Here is a 20,524-nt window from a genome sequence, read left to right as displayed (position 1 = left end):
AAAAACAAATCTCATGAAGCAAATTCTTTTTTCAATTTTATTATTTGTTACGTCTTTTAGTTTTGCTCAAAATATTCGGTTTGAAGGAGTAGTTAAAGATAGTACAGGTTTAGGCTTAGAGATGGCCAATGTAATGGCAATCAATACAGAGACTAAAGCAATGGATGCCTATGCGATTACCAATGAAAAAGGAAAATATGCCTTGAATTTGAAAGCCAATACTTCGTATCAAATAAAAGCCAGTTATATAGGATTTCAATCCTTTGAACAAAATGTAAAAACAACTGCAGAAAACACCAATTTTGACATAAAAATGTCACAAGGTGTTCAATTAAAAGATGTAGAAGTAGTGTATGAGATGCCTGTTTCTATATCTGGAGATACGATAATATACAATTCGGATTCCTTTACCAATGGCACGGAACGCAAATTAGAAGATGTTTTGAAAAAATTGCCAGGTGTTGAGGTGGATTCTGAAGGTCAAATTACAGTGGAAGGAAAATCGGTTCAAAAAGTAATGGTAGAAGGCAAAGATTTCTTCGATGGAGATACCAAAATTGCCACTAAAAATATTCCTGCAAACGCGTTAGATAAAATTCAGGTGTTGCGTAATTATAATGAAGTTGCCAATCTTCGTGGTCTAGAAAATAATGAAGAAAACGTAGCGTTGAATATCAAATTGAAAGAAGGGAAAAAGAATTTTTGGTTTGGTGATATTACTGCTGGAATTGGTGTTGGACATGAAGAAGATCGGTATTTGATAAATCCCAAATTGTTTTATTATAACCCTAAAATTAGCATCAATGTAATTAGTAATTTTAATAATATTGGAGAATTGCCTTTAACAACGGGTGACTATTTTAAATTTACAGGTGGTTTTCGAAACATGATGCGTAAAGGAGGTTCTAATTTTAATATTGCTTCTAATGATTTAGGTATTGGGAATTTGAATAACAATCAAGCGGCCAATATTGATACTAAATTTGGTGCGGCCAACTTTAGCTACAATCCTACAAAATCGTTAACATTTAGTGGTTTTGGCATCGTTTTAGGAAATAAAACCAATACTAGAAATCTTTCAATTACGGATCGACCTAATGAAGGTGATTTACAAGATGAAACAAGAGAAGATGTATCCAATCAAACTACGACACAAACCTTGTTGAAATTAAGTTCCAGTTATGTGCCATCAGATAAATTGCATGTTGATTATGATGCTTTGTTGAAGTTTTCAGATCAAAAAGAAAATCAATCTTCTATATCCAATGTTTTAGGAGCGATTTATACCAATAAAAAACAAAATCCAATTTCGTTAAATCAGAATTTCAATTATTATTATACTTTAAATGATAAGAGTGTTTTTGCTTTTGAAATGCAACATTTGTACCAAGAAGAAGATCCTTTTTACAATGCTATTTTAGCTAATAATCCATTTCCAATAATTGATTTTCAAGCACAATCGCTATATGATATTAATCAAAATAGATTTGTTAAAACGAATAAATTAGACGTAAAAGGGGATTATTATTATATGGTAACTCCAAAAAGCAATATTAATCTAACAATTGGCAATACGTATTCGTATCAAAATTTCAATTCTGATATTTTTCAAATTTTAGATAATGGTGCTATAAATACTAACTTAATTGATGCTACTAAAAATGATGTAGACTATGCTTTTAATGATGTTTTTATGGGCTTGCATTATAAGTTTATAACGGGTAAGTTTACTTTTAATCCAGGTTTCAGTGTGCATCAATACAACACCAAAGATAATCAGTTACAAAGTTCAAATACCATGAGTTTCACTCGCTTTTTGCCAGATGTATATGCTTTATACCAAATTAAAAAATCAGAAACATTAACCTATAATTTTTCCTTACAAAATAATTTTACAGACATTGCAAAACTTGCTGAAGGCTATGTGTTCTCCAATTATAACAGTTTGTTTAATGGAAACCGAAACTTGGAAAACTCCTTATCTCAAAACCATAGTCTGCGTTATTTCAAATACAATATGTTTAACTTCGAAAATATTTTCGGATTCTTAAATTATACGAAACAAGTAGATGCGATTAAAAGTAAAGCGTTGTTGAATAATGTTTTTCAAACCTCTACTTCGGTAAACATGCCTTCTAATTTTGCTGATGAATCCATTTCGGGCTCTTTTAACTACGGGCGTTCATTTGCTAAATATTACAAAGGATCTTTAGGCTTAAGTATGAATTGGGGGAAATTTAATAATATTCGTGTATTCCCAGATGCGGATTCGGATCCAACAAACAACCCAACCACAATTCAATCTACAGAATCTTTTACGCAAAATTATAATGTGAAATTTGCAACGAATTATAAAACCTTGCCTAACATATCGTTAGGTTATACGTATACAATTAATGATAATTTTACCGATACTTTTTATACAGATAGCCCAACGATAGGTTTGGAATATTATTTCTTAGATGCTTTTTCATTTGTTTCTGATTATACGTTTAATCATAATAGAAACAAATCAAAATCGGTGGACAATGAATATGATTTTCTAAGTGCAAGTTTGATTTATCAAAAGAAAGATAGTAAGTGGGAGTATAAACTTTCGGGAACGAATATCTTGGATACAAAATCTTTAAATAATAATAGTTTTAATCAAATTGCCGGAATCAGTAATTTTTCCAGTTATTTTGTTCAACCAAGATACATTATCTTAAGTTTAAAATACAATTTATAAAGAATAATAGTGTTAGTTATAAAAAAAGCCCGACATGTAAATTAAATGTCAGGCTTTTTTGTCTATTAGTATTAAAATTAAAGTCCGAATGCACTCTTAATTTTATCTACAAAGTCTAATTTTTCCCATGTAAACAATTCTACAGTAACTGTTTTTTCATTACCACCAGGAGCTGAAAAAGTTTTTGTTACGGTTTCTGATTTTCTACCCATGTGGCCGTAAGCTGCCGTTTCACTGTAAATAGGGTTTCTTAATTTTAAGCGTTGCTCAATAAAGTAAGGTCTCATGTCAAATATTTCAGCTACTTTTTTAGCAATTTCACCATCTGTGCTATTTAATTTACTTGTTCCATAAGTATTTACATAAATATTAGTTGGTTCTGCTACTCCAATAGCATATGAAACTTGTACTAAAATTTCATCTGCTACTCCAGCTGCTACTAAGTTCTTAGCAATATGTCTCGTTGCATAAGCTGCTGAACGATCCACTTTACTTGGGTCTTTTCCAGAAAAAGCACCACCACCATGAGCTCCTTTTCCGCCATATGTGTCTACGATAATCTTTCTACCCGTTAAACCAGTATCACCATGAGGTCCGCCAATTACAAATTTTCCAGTAGGATTAATATGATATTTAATACTATCGTTGAAAAGATGAGCGTATTGTGGATTTTTAGCAATAACTCTTGGGATTAAAATTTCGATAATGTCTTTTTTAATCTTTGCTAGCATAGTTGGTTCATCAGCAAAATCATCATGTTGTGTGGAAACAACAATAGCATCAATACGAACAGGTTTGTTATCGTTATTGTATTCTAATGTTACTTGGGATTTTGCATCAGGTCTTAAGTAAGTAATATCTCGATTTTCCCTTCTTAATTCTGCTAATACTTGAAGAATTTCATGAGAAAGCTTTAATGCTAACGGCATGTATTCTTCTGTTTCATTAGTTGCATAACCAAACATCATCCCTTGATCTCCAGCTCCCTGTTCCTCTTTTGTGGCTCTATCAACACCTTGATTAATATCGGCAGATTGCTCATGAATGGCAGAAAGAACACCGCAAGAATCTGCTTCAAACATATATTCACTTTTGGTATAACCAATTTTACGAATTACTTCTCTTGCAATTTGTTGTACATCTAGATATGTTTTGGATTTGACTTCACCTGCTAATATTACTTGGCCAGTAGTAACTAGGGTTTCACAAGCAACCTTTGACTCAGGGTCAAATGCTAAAAAGTTATCAATTAATGCGTCACTAATTTGGTCAGCTACTTTGTCTGGATGTCCTTCACTCACAGACTCTGACGTAAATAAATAAGCCATAGTTTCTTTTTAAATTAAGTGAGGTATATTTGAGCTAATTGTATAGAAAATACTAAAGTAGTAGGTACTGCTTTAGCATTTTTTTTAATACTAACAAATAGTATTAAGAGGTTGCAATCAGTTCAAATTTTTCCTCTTTTTTATTAATGGGGCAAATTTAGGAAATCAATTCGAATATAAAAGCGATTCGTTTTTATTTTTTAAATATATTAACATTTTTAATTAAAAACTAGAATGGTTGGTTTTTTTGGTTTTTAAAATGGATTAAAAGTTGTTTTTTAGTTTTTTAATTTGCTTTTGACTTTTAAATGTGTAAAAATTAGAAAATTATACTATTTAGTTTTTTTAAATAGTTTTTTTTTCTACTTTTGACACAAATAAATACTAGAAATAAAAATGATGTTATTCGTATGCAATATGTGTTGTATGATGTGGAAAAATCCGCAGAGTATCTCTATTGCTTAAAAATAATAATTATTATACGAGTTATAGGACCTCTGCAGAAATGCAGAGGTTTTTTTGTTTAACACACTATCGATTAAGTTACCAAGTATATGAAACAAATGACTATCAGTGCTGTCTTATTTGAAAAAAATAATTCTACTCAGAGCCTATCTATTACTAAGAAGAAAATAGAATTTTGGATTGAGGAATTGTTTGCGTGGTTGTTTTGTAAAAGTGGTGAATGTACGAATATAGAATTGTTTAAACATACAGAAGAGGCTTTGCAATTGGATTTGCAGTTGTTTCTATCTCAAGTTGGTGTTTTGGATAAAATTACTACTGCAACGAGTTTGTTTGAAGATTTAATCATCATTCATAGTGATTTACTTGATGATTTGGAAGCCATTATCGAGTTTGATCCAGCTGCAAAATCTAAGGATGAAGTCTTACTTTCCTATCCTGGTTTTTTTGCTATTGCAGTCTATCGAATTGCAAATAACCTTTGGAATAAGGGAGTTGCAATTTTACCGAGAGTTTTGTCTGAATATGCACATGGAAAAACGGGAATAGATATACATCCAGCGGCTAGTATTGGGCAACGTTTTTTTATTGACCATGGAACAGGAATTGTTATTGGTGAAACTGCAATTATAGGGAACGATGTAAAAATATATCAAGGTGTAACATTGGGCGCATTAAGTGTCAGTAAAGATAAAGCTACTCAAAAAAGACATCCTACGATAGAAGATAATGTTATTATTTATGCAAATGCAACTATTTTGGGAGGAAATACTGTTATCGGCAAAGGTTCGGTAATTGGAGGGAATGTTTGGTTAACTGAAACCATTCAAGAAGAAACCTTAGTGTATCATAAAAGTGAAACTATTGTAAAATCAAAACACAAATCAAGTGAACCTATAAACTTTATAATTTAATTTAAAACATATGAAAGTAGAAAATATCTTAAATACAATTGGGAATACCCCAGTAATTAAAATTAATCGAATGTACGGTTCAAATAAAAATATTTGGATCAAATTGGAAAAAGCAAATCCTGGAGGAAGTATTAAAGACAGGATTGCGTTAGGTATGATTGAAGATGCTGAAAAAAAAGGATTACTTAATCCTGAAAGTGTAATTATTGAGCCTACTTCTGGAAATACAGGGATTGGACTTTCATTAGTTGCTGCCGTGAAAGGATATCGAGTTATTTTGGTAATGCCTGAGTCTATGAGTGTGGAGAGAAGAAAATTAATGGAGATTTATGGAGCCCAATTCGAATTGACCGCTAGAGAGAAAGGAATGAAAGGTGCTATTGAAAGAGCTGCTGAATTGGTTCGTGAAATCCCAAATGCTTGGTCGCCTTCTCAATTTGATAATCCGGCTAATGTGGAGGCGCACAAGAAAACAACCGCTTTAGAAATTATCGAAGATTTTCCAGAGGGTTTGGATTATATTATCACTGGTGTAGGAACGGGTGGACACATTTCTGGTGTTGCTGAGGTATTAAAGAAAAAATTTCCAAAATTGAAAGTAATTGCCGTGGAACCTGAATTGTCTCCAGTTTTAAGTGGTGGAGCTCCAGGTCCGCATCCTTTGCAAGGTATTGGAGCAGGTTTTGTTCCAGGAAATTATCATGCTCAATTTATTGATGAAGTCATTTCTGTTTCTAAAGACGAAGCGTATGATTTTGCTGGTAAAATTGCTTTGGAGGAAGGTGTTTTTGTGGGAATTTCAACGGGTGCTTCTTTAGCTGCTGTCGCAAAAAAAATAGCAACACTACCTGATGATGCAGTGGTGCTGACATTTAATTATGATACAGGTGAGCGTTATCTTTCTGTAGAAGATTTGTTTTGATAATTAGATGCAATTAATTTATTGAGACAGGTTATTTAGAAGATAAAAAAATAAAAACTTTAATTACTTACTCTATAAAACCTATGGGGTAAGTGTTTTTTAAAAATTAATAATGATACAAATTTCAACAAAAGGTAAGGTAATACTTGCTGGTGCAGGTCCAGGGGATCCTGATTTAATAAGTGTAAAAGCACTTAAATATTTGCAAGTGGCAGATGTGATTTTAATAGACCGATTGGTTTCTCCCATTCTAGTAGATGAATATGCAAAAAAAGAGGCGACTATAATTTATGTAGGTAAACAATGTTCCAAAGGAATTCATACGCCACAAAGTGAAATTAATGAATTAATGGTTGAATTTGCTAGTCTTGGAAAGTTAGTGCTTCGATTAAAAGGAGGTGATGTTTCTTTGTTTTCAAATGTTTTAGACGAATTGCAAGTTTTGGTTGAAAACCAAATTCCCTATGAAATTGTTCCTGGTATTTCTGCTGCTTTTGGTGCTGCTGCTTATACAGGGATACCGCTAACAGCTAGGTCGTATTCAAGAGGAGTGCGTTTTCTTACTTTATATGATTTGAAAAATGTTACCCATGAACAATGGAGAAACTGGTCTAGTACCGAAGATACGCTTGTTTTTTATATGAGTGGGCAACGTTTGAATACTTTGGTGAATCAATTTATACTTCACGGAGTTGAAAAAAATAAAGGTTTAGCTGTTGTGCAACAAGCGACAACACCAGAGCAAAAAACCCAAGTATTTCAATTTACAGACTTAGAAAAAAAATCGTTACCAAGCTTTGAATATGTGCCTACACTATTGATTGTAGGTAATGTGGTGAATTTGCACCACGAATTTTCTTGGTTTAAAGAACAAAATGAAACCACATCCTATTTTGATAATCATAAAACCCTTTTACAAAATGCTATCTGATACTAAATTAAATTATTTACAACAACTCGTTCAAAATGCTTCTAGAGAGGAAATAATATGGACAAAAGGCTACTTGGCAGGTTTTTTAGAGGGAAGTAAAAACGAAATTCAAATTCCAGTGATTGCTTCAACAGAAAATGTCGCTGTTAAACCCTTGATTATTTATGGAACGGAAACGGGGAACTCTAAGAAAGTAGCTTCTCAATTACTGGCTAATTTCAAGAAAAATAAAATTCAAGCTAAAGCAATCGATGTGTTTCAATACGACACAGCAAAATTGGAAAAAGAAACTATTATCCTATTTGTAATGAGTACGCAAGGAGAAGGTGAATTTCCTCAAAACGCGATTCAGTTTTACAATTATCTACAAAAAAATGATTTGGATTTGCAGCATATTTCCTTTGCGGTTCTTGGTTTAGGGGATTCTTCATATCCATTATTTTGTCACGCGGGTGTTTTATTGGATGAAATTTTATCCAAAAGAGGAGCAAAGCGTTTGTTACCTTTAGTAAAGTCAGATGTTGATTTTGCTCCAAATGTGTTACAATGGGAACAAGATTTGCAACAAGTTTTCAAACAGCAAACAACTACTGAAGTTGTGATTTCAAAGATGGCTACTACAACATCACATAAGAAAAGTTATGTGGGGAAAATTAATAATAAGATTATCTTGAATGATATAGGTTCTAATAAGAAAACCTATCATATTGAGATAGTTACAGAAGAAGAGGTCTTGTATGAACCTGGTGATGCTTTAGGAATTATTCCTAAAAACAGTAAAGAAGATACTCAAGCTATTATGAATTATTTTCAAGCAGATGCTCAAAAGTTAATTACCATAAATGGCGAACAAAAAACAGTGGAAAATTGGTTACAAGAAAAAAATATAAAGGGACTTAGTAAGCGTTCACTTGAACAATTAGGACACTTATTGCAAGCTGAAATTACTTTTGAAAGGGCAGATTTAATAGATGTTTTGCAAGTATATCCTAAACCTGATTCTTTTCAAATTGAAAATTTATTAGAAATTCTTTTACCCATTGCGCCAAGATTGTATTCTATTGCTTCTTCCAATGAAGCACATGATGGAGAAGTACATTTAACCGTAAATTTAAATACTTTTAATGTAAGCAATCAACTTAAAACAGGATTAGCGTCACAGTTTTTAGCAGATTTTCCGTTACATGAACCTCTCGATTTTTATATTCATAAAAATCAAAATTTCAGATTGCCTAAAGAAGATACCGACATTATAATGATTGGTCCAGGAACTGGAATTGCGCCTTTTAGAAGCTTTTTATCGCAAAGAGATGCATCAGGAGCAGAAGGTAAAAACTGGCTGTTCTTTGGGGAACAACATTTTGTCCATGATTTCTATTATCAAACCGAAATTCAAGAATGGATTGCAACAGGCGTTTTAACAAAATTAGATACGGCTTTTTCTAGAGATCAAGAGCGTAAAATATATGTGCAAGATCGTATTAAAGAAAAAGCAAAAGAATTTAATGCTTGGCTTGAAAACGGAGCTCATTTATATATCTGCGGACAAAAGAATCCTATGAGTGCTGATGTGGAAGAAGTAATAGTGGAAGTGTTATCTCAAGAAAGAAACATAGCTACAACAGAAGCAAAACAAATTTTAGAAGAGTTAGAAGCAACAGGAAAATATCAAAAAGACGTGTATTAAATCCATTCGTCAGTTCGCGTGTTTTTTGTGGAAGGGAATAAAACAAAAAATGTATCGAGAACATTTAAAAATCAAATTTAAAATAAAAATGAGCACTAAATTATCTCCAGTAGAATTTATAAAAACAAAAAGTGACGGTTTACGAGGAACTTTAAAAGAAAGTATCGACTTAGATAATCATACCGGTAATGTACGACCAGATGATGAAACATTGGTTAAGTTTCATGGAATGTATGTGCAAGATGACCGAGACAGAAGAGCAGAAAGAGCGGCTAAAAAATTAGACAAATTATACTCTTTTATGATTCGTTTGCGTATTCCTGGCGGACAAATTACAGCAGATCAATGGTTGGCCATTCACGAAACTTCAGAATCATATGGAACCGGAACGTTGAAAATTACTACGCGACAAACCATTCAACTACATGGGTTGTTAAAGCATCAATTGCGACCTACGATTCAATCTTTTAATGTGGCAAAATTAGATTCAATCGCAGCTTGTGGCGATGTAAATAGAAATGTTATTGTTTCTGCACATCCGCAATTATCACCATTGCATAAACAAATTCACGATTATGCGGATAAAATTTCAACCTTATTATTGCCCAAAACGCAATCGTATTATGAAGTTTTTATTGATGGAGAAAAAATATACGAGCGTTCGGCTGAAGCAGATCCGTTATATGAAGATCGTTATTTGCCAAGAAAATTTAAAATAGCAATTGCCATTCCGCCAAGTAATGATGTGGATTTGTTTACCAATGATTTAGGGTTAATTGCTGTTGTTGAAAATGAGGAGTTGAAAGGGTTTAATCTTGTTGTAGGTGGTGGTTTAGGAACAACACATGGAAATGAAAATACGTTTCCGCGTTTGGGAAATGTACTTGGGTTTATCGATTCTGAAGAAAAAATCTTAAATGCAGTTTATGAAGTGCTAACCATTCAAAGAGATTTTGGAAACCGATCCGATCGAAAATTATCTCGTTTGAAATATACTATCGAAAAATTGACAGTTGACGGATTTAAAAAAGAATTAGAAAAAAGAATTGGTTTCTCTTTGGAGGTAGCAAAACCTTTTCAATTTACAGAAAGAAATGATCGTTATGGTTGGGAAAAAAACCATCAAGGGAATTGGTTTTATACTCTTTTTGTGGAACATGGTGTAGTGCAGCCGAATCAAAAAGCTTTTTTACTAGAAGTAGCGAAATTAAAAATATCCAATTTTATTTTTTCGGGGAACCAAAATTTAATTCTAGGTGAAATTAAAGATAGTGAAAAAGAAAAAATAGAAGCCTTGTTGAAGCAGTTTGTTATTGAAACCCATGTTAGTGCGCTTAGAAAAAGTTCGATGGCTTGTGTTGCTTTACCAACTTGTCCTTTGGCTTTAGCCGAGGCGCAACGTTATTTGCCAGTTTTGGTAACCAAAATAGAGCCTTTATTAGAAAAATACAATCTATCCAACGAAGAAATTTCAATTAGAATGACGGGCTGTCCTAATGGTTGTGGGCGTCCTTATGTAGCTGAATTGGGTTTCATTGGTACAGGTCCAGAACAATATAATTTTATGCTAGGAGGTGATCGTTATGGGGAAAGATTGAATAAACTATACAAAGAAAAACAAACCGAGACTCAAATTTTAGAAGAAGTTGATCTTTTATTAGGGAAATATGTGAAAGAAAAACTAGAAAACGAAACTTTTGGTGATTTTGCTTTTAGAACTGTGTTTTAGATGAAAAATAGAATAGAGAAAGCAGTACTTGTTTTTTTATTGCTTTCTCAAATTGCAATTTTCGGACAAAAAAATATAATTCATCAAAAATTGTTTTGGATTGGATATTATCCAACGTTTGTTTTTAATGAAGACTGGAGTTTGAAAAGCGAAATTCAAGAGCGCGTTTTTTTAGAACCATTTCAACAGCATCAGTTATTGTTTAGGAGTGATTTAGAAAGAAAGTTACTAGAAAATTGGATTGGTTTTGTTGGTTTTACTTTTTTTCTTCAAAGTCCGAATAACCCTTGTACAAAGAATATGTTAATGGTTCCAGAGTTAAGACCTAATATTGGTATACAAAATAGTCAAAAATATGCTTTCTTTTCAGTGTCGCATCGGTATAAATTAGAAGCACGTTTTTTTGCATTAATTAAAGAAAATGAATTGACTGATAACTATGTTTTTTCAAATTTAAGAATGAGATATCAATTAGGGATAGATTTCCCATTATACAAAAAAGAGCAATCTGACAAAATAATTTTAAAAGTAAAAGATGAGGTGCTGTTTAATATAGGAAATAAAATTGTAAAAAATACATTTGATCAAAATCGGATCTACTTGGGTTTACATACTATAGTTAATTCAAATGTTGCTGTCGAATTAGGATATCTAAATTGGTTCCAGCAGCAAGCGAACGGTATCGATTTTTACAATAGAGATATTCTTAGATTGTCATTCTTTCATAAAATAGATTTTAAAAATAGTACAAATGAGTAACACACTTTTTCCAGTTTTTTTAAAAACAGATACAGCTCACTTTTTGATTGTTGGAGCAGGAAATGTTGGTTTAGAAAAAACAGAAACCTTATTGCGACAAAATCCTACTATTCGAATTACCATTGTTGGGATACAAATACATCTAAGATTAAAGCAAATTGTAGATTCTTATGCTACTATTACTTTTTTTGAAAGACCTTTCGAAGAGAATGATTTAGCTGAAAAAGATTTTGTAATCATTGCTACTGATAGTGCTGAGGTAAACTTAAATGTAAGAAACTTAGCAAAAGGAAGAGGTATTAAGGTAAATGCAGCAGACCAACCCGATTTATGTGATTTTTATTTGGGATCTATTGTAAACAAAGGAAATCTTAAAATTGCAATTTCAACGAATGGCAAGTCGCCTGTTCTAGCAAAGCGAATGAGGGAATATTTTACTGCTATTATACCAGATACTATTGATGAAAACTTAGCTGTTTTGCATCAGTTTAGATCAAATCATAAAGGAGATTTGCAGCAAAAATTAAATGATTTAAACACAATTACAGCCGCTTTTTCTGTTCAAAAGAAACCGGGTTTTTGGAATAAATTCAAAAGATTATTTGCGATAAACTGAAAAAGGGACAACTTGTAATTTTTTTTAGGCTTAACAAACGGTAATATAGAATAAAAATCTATTTATATTATTTTAAATAGTAAAATTTAGAAAAATATACTAATATATTTGTAAATGTAGAATTTAGTTCTAAATTTGCAAAGTAATAAAAACAAAAACGATGAGAACAATTATGTGTATGATGTGTAAAATGATGTGGAACATTCCGCAGAGGTAACGTATGCATAATTCTAATAAATGATACAAAACCTCTGTTAAACAAAACGGAGGTTTTTTTATATCCTTAATTTAAAAATATAAAAATGAAAAATAATAATAAAATGTGTTGTATGATGATGATGTGCATGTGCGCACCACCTTAGTATGTCCAAAAGATAATGGTTAAACTTTAGTTATGTTTAAAAATGGAACCCTTTTGGAAAAACTTTCAAAAGGGTTTTTTTAATGAGAAAAATCAAAAAATAAATAATAAAAACAATTAAATCAAAAAATTATGAGTACTCAAAAATTCGCAACAAACGCTTTACATGCTGGTCACGATGTTACAAAAAATGCTGGAACAAGAGCTGTACCTATTTATCAAACAACCTCTTATGTTTTTAATAATTCAGATCACGCAGCCAACTTATTTAATTTGTCTGAAGCAGGTTATATCTATACTCGATTGAACAATCCTACAAATGATGTGTTAGAACAACGATTGGCGGCTTTAGAAGGTGGCATTGGAGCTGTTGTAACGGCTTCAGGAACAGCTGCAATTGCAACCGCTTTACAAGTTTTATTAAAAGCAGGTGATCATATTGTAGCTTCTAGTAGTTTATACGGCGGAACTTACAATTTATTGAATGTTACGTTACCAAGACTAGGAATTACAACCACTTTCGTTGATCCTTCCAACCCTGAAAACTTTAAAAATGCCGTTCAAGAAAACACACGCGCTTTTTTTGCTGAAAGTTTAGGAAATCCAAAATTAGATGTGCTAGATTTAAAAGCGATTGCTAAAGAAGCACATGATTATAAAGTGCCTTTTATTGTAGATAATACGGTAGCTACACCTTACTTGTTAAATCCTATTGAACACGGTGCGGATATAGTAATTCACTCTTTAACAAAATATATTACAGGAAACGGAACTTCTTTAGGTGGAGTAATTATCGATGCTGGAAAATTTGACTGGAGTAACGGAAAATTTCCGGAATTTACAGAACCTTCTCCAGGATATCATGGCTTGAAATATTATGAGGTGTTAGGTGCAGCTTCTTTTATTGCAAAAGTGAGAATTGAAGGATTACGTGATTTTGGTGCCGCTTTAAGTCCGTTTAATGCGTTTCAAACGATTCAAGGTTTAGAAACCTTAGAAATTAGAATTAAAAAACACTCTGAAAACGCTTTGAAATTAGCACAGTGGTTAGAAAAACAAGAGGAAGTAGCATGGGTAAATTATCCTGGATTAGAAACTTCTTCATACAAAGATTTAGCTGATAAATACCTTCCAAATGGGAAAAGTGGTATAGTAACTTTCGGATTAAAAGGTGGTTTTGATGCGGCTAAGAAAGTAGTAGACGAAACCAAATTATTCTCTCTTTTAGCAAATATTGGTGATACGAAATCCTTAATTATTCATCCAGCAAGTACTACACACCAACAATTGTCTGAAAAGGAACAAGCAACTACAGGTGTAACACAAGATTTAATTCGTCTTTCAGTAGGGTTAGAAGATATTGAAGATTTAAAAGCAGATTTGAAAGAAGCATTTGTAACAGTTAAAAACGGATTAAAAGTATAAATATGAGCGCAAAAACAGTAACTATATATGGTAGAGCAAAAAGAGATGAGCAGTTTTTAATAAAAACAGAAAACCACGATATCCGAATTAGTAAAAATAAAAACCACCCTGATTTAGATGCGCCAAGTCCTTTGGAATACGTTTTGGCTGGTTATGCAGGTTGTATTAATGCAGTCGGTACTTTAGTGGCTAAAGAACTAAAAATTGAATATAAATCTTTACAGGTAGATGTTTCAGGAGATATTGATGTTGATAAATTTTATGGAAGGGAAACTACTGAGAGGGCTGGTTTTAGCAAGCTAAAAGCAACGATTAAATTAGAAGCTGATATATCTAAAAAACAATTAGAAAATTGGTTGAAAACAGTAGAAAGTCGTTGTCCTGTTTATGATAATCTTGTCAATCCAACTCCTATTGAAGTGGATTTAGTAAGTGCATTCGATACAGTGAGTGTAATTTAAAAATTAAATGAATGGCTACGTTTGTTGTGGAAAAGGTCTTTGGTTGACAAAATCAAAGACTCTTTTTCAATTTTAAATGTGTTAAGCGGAAAAAAATATGCTACAAAAAATAGAAATTGCAAATTTTGTCTTAGAAAACGAGAAAAGAAAAGCTGATGTTTCTTTGTTTTATCAAGTTTTTGGGAAACCTATTGGCAACGCTCCAATAATTTTAATCAATCACGCCTTAACTGGAAATTCAAATGTGTCTGGTGAGAATGGTTGGTGGAAAAATGTAATTGATTACGACCATATTATCGATTTGCATCAATATACCGTTATTGCTTTTAATATTCCAGGGAATAATTTTCAAATTGAAAATGGCTTGTCTTCTGATTATAAAGAAATATCAACTCTAGATATTGCTAAGTTGTTTTGGTTGGGCTTAGAAACAATGAATGTTACAAACCTTTACGCTGTAATTGGAGGTAGTTTAGGAGGAGGTATTTCTTGGGAAATGGCCGTTTTGCATCCCGAAAGAATTCAAAAAGTAATTCCTATTGCGAGCCATTATTTTGCTAGTGATTGGGTAATTGCAAATGTAGGTATCCAAGATGATATTCTTAATTATAGTAAGAATCCAATTGCAATTGCTCGAAAACACGCTATGTTGTTGTATAGAACGCCTTTGTCTATTAATCAGCGGTTTAAAAATGCTAAAGAAGGAAATATTTACACTGTAAATGATTGGTTGTCTTATCATGGTATTTTATTAACGGAACGTTTTTCTTTAAATGCTTACCGACAAATGAATTTCTTATTGGGTACCATTAATATTGTAAAAAATGGATTCAATCTGAATTGTTTTCTAAAAGAGACCAAGATAGAAGTTCATGCCATTAATATTAATTCTGATTTGTTGTTTCAAAATAATTTAGAAGAATACCAAACCTTGCATAAAAATAACGCCAATTTCAATCATTACATAATCAATTCTATTCATGGGCATGATGCTTTTTTGATGGAATACCAACAACTGAACGAAATATTAAAACAAATTTTTTTAAATTAAAACCTATGAATACAACAATAAATATCATCATTTTTGGAATTGGCAATGTGGGTAGTACACTTGTAGATCAAATTATTGAAAAGCATGACTTTTTTAAAGAAAAGTTTAAAGTTAATTTGAGAATTCCGATTGTCTGCAATTCTAAATTTGCCTTATTTACTAAAAGACCGTTGCCTTTAAACTGGGTGGAGGAATTTAAATCCTTAAGTCAAAATTATGTTATTGAAGATATTTATAATTATGTACTTCAGAATGAGTTAGAAAATGTTATAGCTGTTGATGTTACAGCTGATGAAGGAATCGTTACAAATTATATTCCGTTTATTCAGAATAATTTTAATATAGTTGCAGCTAATAAAAAAGCGAATACTTTGCATTCTGATTTTTATAAAGAATTAAGAAGGGTTTTGCATAAAAATGAAAAGCAATTTTTGTATGAAACGAATGTTGGTGCAGGGTTACCTGTTATTAATACCATACAAGATTTGTATTTGGCAGGAGAAAAAATTACCAAAATAAGAGGGGTGTTTTCAGGAACTATAAGTTATATTTTTAATCGATTTGGTAACGAAAATGTACCTTTTTCTAAAATACTAATTGAAGCCGAAAAATTAGGTTTAACGGAACCTGATTCTCGAGAGGATTTATCTGGAAAAGATGTGGCTAGAAAATTATTAATCCTCTCTAGAGAATTGGATTTAAATAATGAATTTGAAGATGTAAAAATTACCTCGCTTACCACTGAAAAGATTGACGCATTATCGAAAAGGAATTATTCCATTAGCAAAGAATTATTGGATAAAGATTATGAAATTGCAAAAATTACTCAAAGTGAAAATCATGTGTTGCGATATGTAGGTGAATTGGATGTATTGCAAAATAATTTAGAGGTTAAATTGGTTTCGGTGCCCATACAATCTGCATTGGGACAACTAAAAGGAGCTGATAATCTAATTGAAATTTTTACAGAATCCTATGGTGATATTCCTATAGTTATTCAAGGTGCTGGAGCAGGTAAAAAAGTCACTGCAAGAGGTGTTTTGTCTGATATTATTAAAATTGCCAAACAATTTAAGGTTAAAAAACAACTTTTAGAGGTGTAGAGAAAATAGTTTTAAATTATGGAATTTCAAAATTTTATAATCTATAAAACTATTTTTTTATTTTTAATTAGTTTTTAAAACTAAAATTATATTCAAGTTAAATTAAAATTAGAAAATATTTCTATTTTGTAAAAACATTAGTACTTTTGCGGGGTTCGTAAAAATACTGATTGTTATCATGAAAGCTGGAGAGATTAGACTCTGTGAAAGCTTAGCAACCCTATTTCTTATAGAAGGTGCTACATTCTATTCTGATGTGATGTGTCAGAAAAAGATAACGTAAGAAAGTCTCCTTTTCTTGATAACAAAATTTTAAAAAATAAATGCTGTAGCGCAAAAAGATGCATATGTCAAAAATTTTGGATGAAATTCAAAAAAGAATATTAGTGCTCGATGGAGCCATGGGAACGATGTTGCAACGCAATAATTTTTCTGAAGAAGACTTTAGAGGGGAACGATTTAAAGATTTTCCACATCCGTTGAAAGGAAATAACGATTTACTCTCCATTACACAACCTGAAGCGGTAAAAGCGGTGCATCGATTGTATTTTCAAGCGGGTGCAGATATTGTAGAAACGAATACTTTTTCAGGTACCACTATTGGTATGGCAGATTATCATTTGGAAGATTTAGTTTATGAATTAAATTATGAGTCTGCTAAAATAGCACGTGAAGTGGCGGATGAATTCACAGACAAACCGCGTTTTGTAGCGGGTTCTATTGGACCTACTAACAGAACAGCAAGCATGAGCCCAGATGTAAATGATCCTGGTTTTAGAGCGGTAACTTTTGATCAATTGAAAGAAGCCTATAAACAACAAGTGGAAGCCTTAATTGATGGTGGATGTGATGTACTTTTAGTAGAAACCATTTTTGATACTTTAAATGCAAAAGCAGCACTTTTTGCTATTGAAGAAGTTAAAGAACTAAGAAAAATTGACATTCCGGTAATGGTTTCTGGTACCATAACAGATGCTTCAGGTCGTACTTTGTCAGGACAAACAGTGGAAGCTTTTTTAATTTCAATAAGTCATATATCCTTATTAAGTGTTGGTTTTAATTGTGCTTTAGGAGCAGATCAGTTAAAGCCGTATTTAAAAAGACTAGCAAATAATACGCAATTGAATATTTCTGCTCATCCGAATGCAGGTTTACCCAATGCTTTTGGTCAATACGATCAATCTCCAGAAGAAATGCAATTTTTAATTCGTGAATATCTTCAAGATGGTTTGGTAAATATTATAGGAGGGTGTTGTGGTACAACTCCAGAACATATCCAATTAATTGCAGAAGTTGCTAAAGAATTTAAACCTAGAAAAGTTGAAGTTGAAGCATAATGAAAGAAGGGGATTGTAAAAAATATTTAAAATTATCGGGCCTTGAACCCTTAATTATTACTCCAGAAACTAATTTTGTCAATGTTGGAGAACGTACTAATGTAACGGGTTCACGTAAATTTCTTCGCCTCATTAAAGAAGGAAATTACGATGAAGCATTGGATATTGCTAGAAATCAAGTTGAAGGTGGCGCGCAGATCATTGATGTTAATATGGATGAAGGGATGTTGGATGGTGTTGCAGCAATGACTAAATTTTTAAATTTAATTGCTGCTGAACCAGATATTGCCCGTGTACCGATAATGATTGATAGTTCTAAATGGGAAATTATTGAAGCTGGTTTAAAGGTAATTCAAGGAAAAGGAATTGTGAATTCCATATCTTTAAAAGAAGGAGAGGCAACTTTTGTACATCATGCTAAATTAATAAAAAGATATGGTGCGGCTGTTATTGTGATGGCTTTTGATGAGGTTGGTCAGGCTGATACCTATGAAAGGCGTATCGAAATTTGCAAAAGATCGTATGGAATATTAGTAAATCAAGTGGGTTTCCCTGCTGAAGATATCATTTTTGATCCCAATATATTTCCGGTTGCTACTGGTATGGATGAGCATAAACTAAATGCTTTAGACTTTTTTAGAGCTACGAAATGGATTAAAGAAAATTTACCTTATGCCGGAGTTTCAGGAGGCGTAAGTAATGTGTCTTTTTCTTTTAGAGGTAATGATAAAGTGAGAGAAGCCATGCATGCTGCTTTTTTATATCATGCCATTCAAAATGGAATGACAATGGGAATTGTAAATCCAGAAATGCTTGAGATTTACGATGAGGTAGATACAAAGTTACTGGAGCATGTGGAAGATGTTTTACTTAACAGAAGAGAAGATGCTACTGAAAGATTATTAGAATTAGCGGAAAGTTATAAAGGAGATGTAACTAAAATCAATGAAAAGGCTATTCAAGAGTGGCGTAATGGAAGTATTCAAGACCGATTGACACATTCTTTAGTAAAAGGGATTGATGAATTTATCGAAATTGATGTAGAAGAGGCAAGATTGCAATCTAATAAAGCTATTGAAGTTATTGAAATCAATTTAATGGCTGGTATGAATGTAGTTGGAGATTTGTTTGGAAGTGGTAAAATGTTTTTGCCTCAAGTGGTAAAATCTGCCCGTGTGATGAAAAAAGCAGTGGCTTATCTATTACCTTTCATTGAATCTGAAAAAACAGGAAACTCTTCAAGTGCTGGAAAAGTATTGATGGCTACCGTAAAAGGAGATGTACACGATATAGGTAAAAATATTGTTGCTGTGGTTTTAGGATGTAATAATTTTGAAATCATTGATTTAGGGGTTATGGTGCCACCCGAAAGAATTATAGAAACAGCAATTCAAGAGAAAGTGGACATCATTGGTTTGAGTGGTTTAATTACGCCGTCTTTGGATGAAATGGTGTATTTAGCCAAAGAAATGGATAAGTTAAACATCAAAATACCCATAATGATTGGTGGTGCAACCACTTCTAGGGCGCATACCGCAGTGAAAATTGCTCCTGAATATAAAGAAACTGTAGTGCATGTTAATGATGCTTCAAGAGCAGTAACTGTAGCTAGTAACCTGCTTCAAAAGGAAACCAAGGAAAATTATGTTAAAGCAATTAGAGAAGAATATAATACCCTTCGTGAAGGCTATTTAAATAGGAGTAGAGAGAAAAATTTCTTGTCTATAGATGAAGCACGTCATAATAAATATAAAATTGATTGGTCAAATTATGTGCCTTCCAAGCCTAATTTTATAGGTACCAAGGTTATTCAAGTACAATTATCAGAATTGGTAGATTTTATTGATTGGACACCCTTTTTTCAATCTTGGCAGTTGTTTGGTAAATATCCAGCTATTTTAAATGATGAAGTGGTAGGAGAACAAGCGACACAGTTGTTTCAAGATGCTCAAAAAATGTTACTGCAAATTGTTGAAGAAGTATGGTTTGAAGCCAAAGGTGTTTTGGGAATTTTTCCAGCCAATCAAATAAATGATGATGATATTAGTGTTGTGACTTCGGAAGGAATCGAGAAGTTTCTAACATTAAGACAACAGTCTCAGAAAACAGTTGGTGCTCCCAATTTTGCTTTGGCTGATTTTGTAGCGCCTAAAGATTCTGGAATACAAGATTATATTGGTTGTTTTTGTGTTTCTACTGGTTTTGGTGTAGACGAAAGAGCAACTGTTTTTGAACAACAATTAGATGATTATAACTCCATTATGGTGAAAGCTTTGGGGGATCGATTGGCAGAAGCATTTGCTGAATATCTGCATTTAAAAGTGAGAAAGGAGATTTGGGGTTATGCAACAGATGAAAATCTTAACAATCAAGAGTTGATTAAAGAAGTTTATAAAGGAATTCGTCCAGCACCTGGTTATCCCGCTTGTCCAGATCATCTAGAAAAGCCCACGATATGGAAGTTGTTGCAAGTAGAAGAAAATATAGGTGTTACTTTAACTGAAAGCATGGCAATGTGGCCTGCAGCATCGGTTTCTGGATATTATTTTGCACATCCTGAAAGCAAATATTTTGGATTGGGAAAAATAAAAGAAGATCAAGTAAAAGAGTATGCAAACCGTAGAGGTATTTCGGTAGAAATGGCTTCAAAATGGTTAGCTCCAAATATAGCAGATTAAATTTGTCGTATTGTCAAATGTTTCAAAGT

At 32.4% G+C, this 20,524-nt stretch carries 15 protein-coding genes and 1 riboswitch; of the genes, 14 read left to right on the top strand and 1 reads right to left on the bottom strand.

Annotated elements, in window-relative coordinates; genetic code table 11:
• The first annotated feature begins 13 nt into the window (after nucleotides 1–13).
• A complete protein-coding gene (locus NHF47_RS00535; RefSeq protein WP_252763088.1) occupies nucleotides 14–2,728 on the top strand; it encodes a carboxypeptidase-like regulatory domain-containing protein in 2,715 nt (904 codons plus the stop codon).
• A 77-nt stretch (nucleotides 2,729–2,805) separates the two neighbouring features.
• On the opposite strand, the gene metK is transcribed toward NHF47_RS00535, so the two are convergent.
• Nucleotides 2,806–4,056: a methionine adenosyltransferase gene (gene metK / locus NHF47_RS00530; protein WP_252763087.1), complete on the bottom strand. Its 1,251-nt coding sequence runs from the start codon at nucleotides 4,054–4,056 to the stop codon at nucleotides 2,806–2,808.
• 554 nt (nucleotides 4,057–4,610) lie between these two features.
• Between metK and epsC the strand changes: the two genes are divergently transcribed.
• The 13 genes from epsC (at nucleotide 4,611) to metH (ending at nucleotide 20,495) form a co-directional block, all read left to right on the top strand.
• On the top strand, nucleotides 4,611–5,435 hold the full coding sequence (gene epsC / locus NHF47_RS00525; protein WP_252763086.1) for a serine O-acetyltransferase EpsC: 825 nt from the start codon (nucleotides 4,611–4,613) through the stop codon (nucleotides 5,433–5,435).
• A 10-nt stretch (nucleotides 5,436–5,445) separates the two neighbouring features.
• Complete coding sequence (cysK, locus tag NHF47_RS00520) at nucleotides 5,446–6,357, top strand: cysteine synthase A (RefSeq protein WP_252763085.1); 912 nt, start codon at nucleotides 5,446–5,448, stop codon at nucleotides 6,355–6,357.
• Between the two features lie 112 nt (nucleotides 6,358–6,469).
• Entirely contained in the window at nucleotides 6,470–7,288 is an 819-nt protein-coding gene (gene cobA, locus NHF47_RS00515) for a uroporphyrinogen-III C-methyltransferase (RefSeq protein ID WP_252763084.1), read from the top strand.
• A complete protein-coding gene (locus NHF47_RS00510; RefSeq protein WP_252763083.1) occupies nucleotides 7,233–8,975 on the top strand; it encodes a sulfite reductase flavoprotein subunit alpha in 1,743 nt (580 codons plus the stop codon). Before cobA ends, NHF47_RS00510 begins: the two co-directional genes overlap by 56 nt.
• Nucleotides 8,976–9,063: 88 nt before the next feature.
• Nucleotides 9,064–10,704, top strand: coding sequence for an NADPH-dependent assimilatory sulfite reductase hemoprotein subunit (locus NHF47_RS00505; protein WP_252763082.1), 1,641 nt, complete (start codon nucleotides 9,064–9,066; stop codon nucleotides 10,702–10,704).
• The gene (locus tag NHF47_RS00500; protein WP_252763081.1) at nucleotides 10,705–11,463 is read left to right on the top strand and encodes a DUF2490 domain-containing protein; all 759 of its coding nucleotides are present in this window, start codon (nucleotides 10,705–10,707) and stop codon (nucleotides 11,461–11,463) included.
• On the top strand, nucleotides 11,456–12,079 hold the full coding sequence (locus NHF47_RS00495) for a bifunctional precorrin-2 dehydrogenase/sirohydrochlorin ferrochelatase (RefSeq protein ID WP_252763080.1): 624 nt from the start codon (nucleotides 11,456–11,458) through the stop codon (nucleotides 12,077–12,079). The genes NHF47_RS00500 and NHF47_RS00495 overlap by 8 nt, the downstream gene beginning before the upstream one ends.
• A gap of 493 nt (nucleotides 12,080–12,572) precedes the next feature.
• On the top strand, nucleotides 12,573–13,865 hold the full coding sequence (locus NHF47_RS00490; RefSeq protein ID WP_252763079.1) for an O-acetylhomoserine aminocarboxypropyltransferase/cysteine synthase family protein: 1,293 nt from the start codon (nucleotides 12,573–12,575) through the stop codon (nucleotides 13,863–13,865).
• Nucleotides 13,866–13,867: 2 nt separating this feature from the next.
• The gene (locus tag NHF47_RS00485; RefSeq protein ID WP_252763078.1) at nucleotides 13,868–14,326 is read left to right on the top strand and encodes an OsmC family protein; all 459 of its coding nucleotides are present in this window, start codon (nucleotides 13,868–13,870) and stop codon (nucleotides 14,324–14,326) included.
• Between the two features lie 97 nt (nucleotides 14,327–14,423).
• Nucleotides 14,424–15,377 carry an alpha/beta fold hydrolase gene (locus NHF47_RS00480; protein WP_252763077.1) on the top strand — a complete coding sequence of 318 codons (954 nt, stop codon included), beginning with the start codon at nucleotides 14,424–14,426 and terminating at the stop codon, nucleotides 15,375–15,377.
• A 5-nt stretch (nucleotides 15,378–15,382) separates the two neighbouring features.
• The gene (locus NHF47_RS00475; RefSeq protein ID WP_252763076.1) at nucleotides 15,383–16,480 is read left to right on the top strand and encodes an aspartate kinase; all 1,098 of its coding nucleotides are present in this window, start codon (nucleotides 15,383–15,385) and stop codon (nucleotides 16,478–16,480) included.
• 170 nt (nucleotides 16,481–16,650) lie between these two features.
• Nucleotides 16,651–16,761: riboswitch (SAM riboswitch) on the top strand.
• Between the two features lie 66 nt (nucleotides 16,762–16,827).
• Nucleotides 16,828–17,817, top strand: coding sequence for a homocysteine S-methyltransferase family protein (locus NHF47_RS00470; RefSeq protein WP_252763075.1), 990 nt, complete (start codon nucleotides 16,828–16,830; stop codon nucleotides 17,815–17,817).
• Nucleotides 17,817–20,495 carry a methionine synthase gene (gene metH, locus NHF47_RS00465; protein ID WP_252763074.1) on the top strand — a complete coding sequence of 893 codons (2,679 nt, stop codon included), beginning with the start codon at nucleotides 17,817–17,819 and terminating at the stop codon, nucleotides 20,493–20,495. The genes NHF47_RS00470 and metH overlap by 1 nt, the downstream gene beginning before the upstream one ends.
• Nucleotides 20,496–20,524 lie beyond the last annotated feature (29 nt).

It is taken from the genome of Flavobacterium sp. NRK F7, assembly GCF_024054195.1.
Taxonomy (GTDB): domain Bacteria; phylum Bacteroidota; class Bacteroidia; order Flavobacteriales; family Flavobacteriaceae; genus Flavobacterium.
Note: the sequence above shows the minus strand (reverse complement) of the source record. Positions and strands in the feature narration are given on the sequence as shown.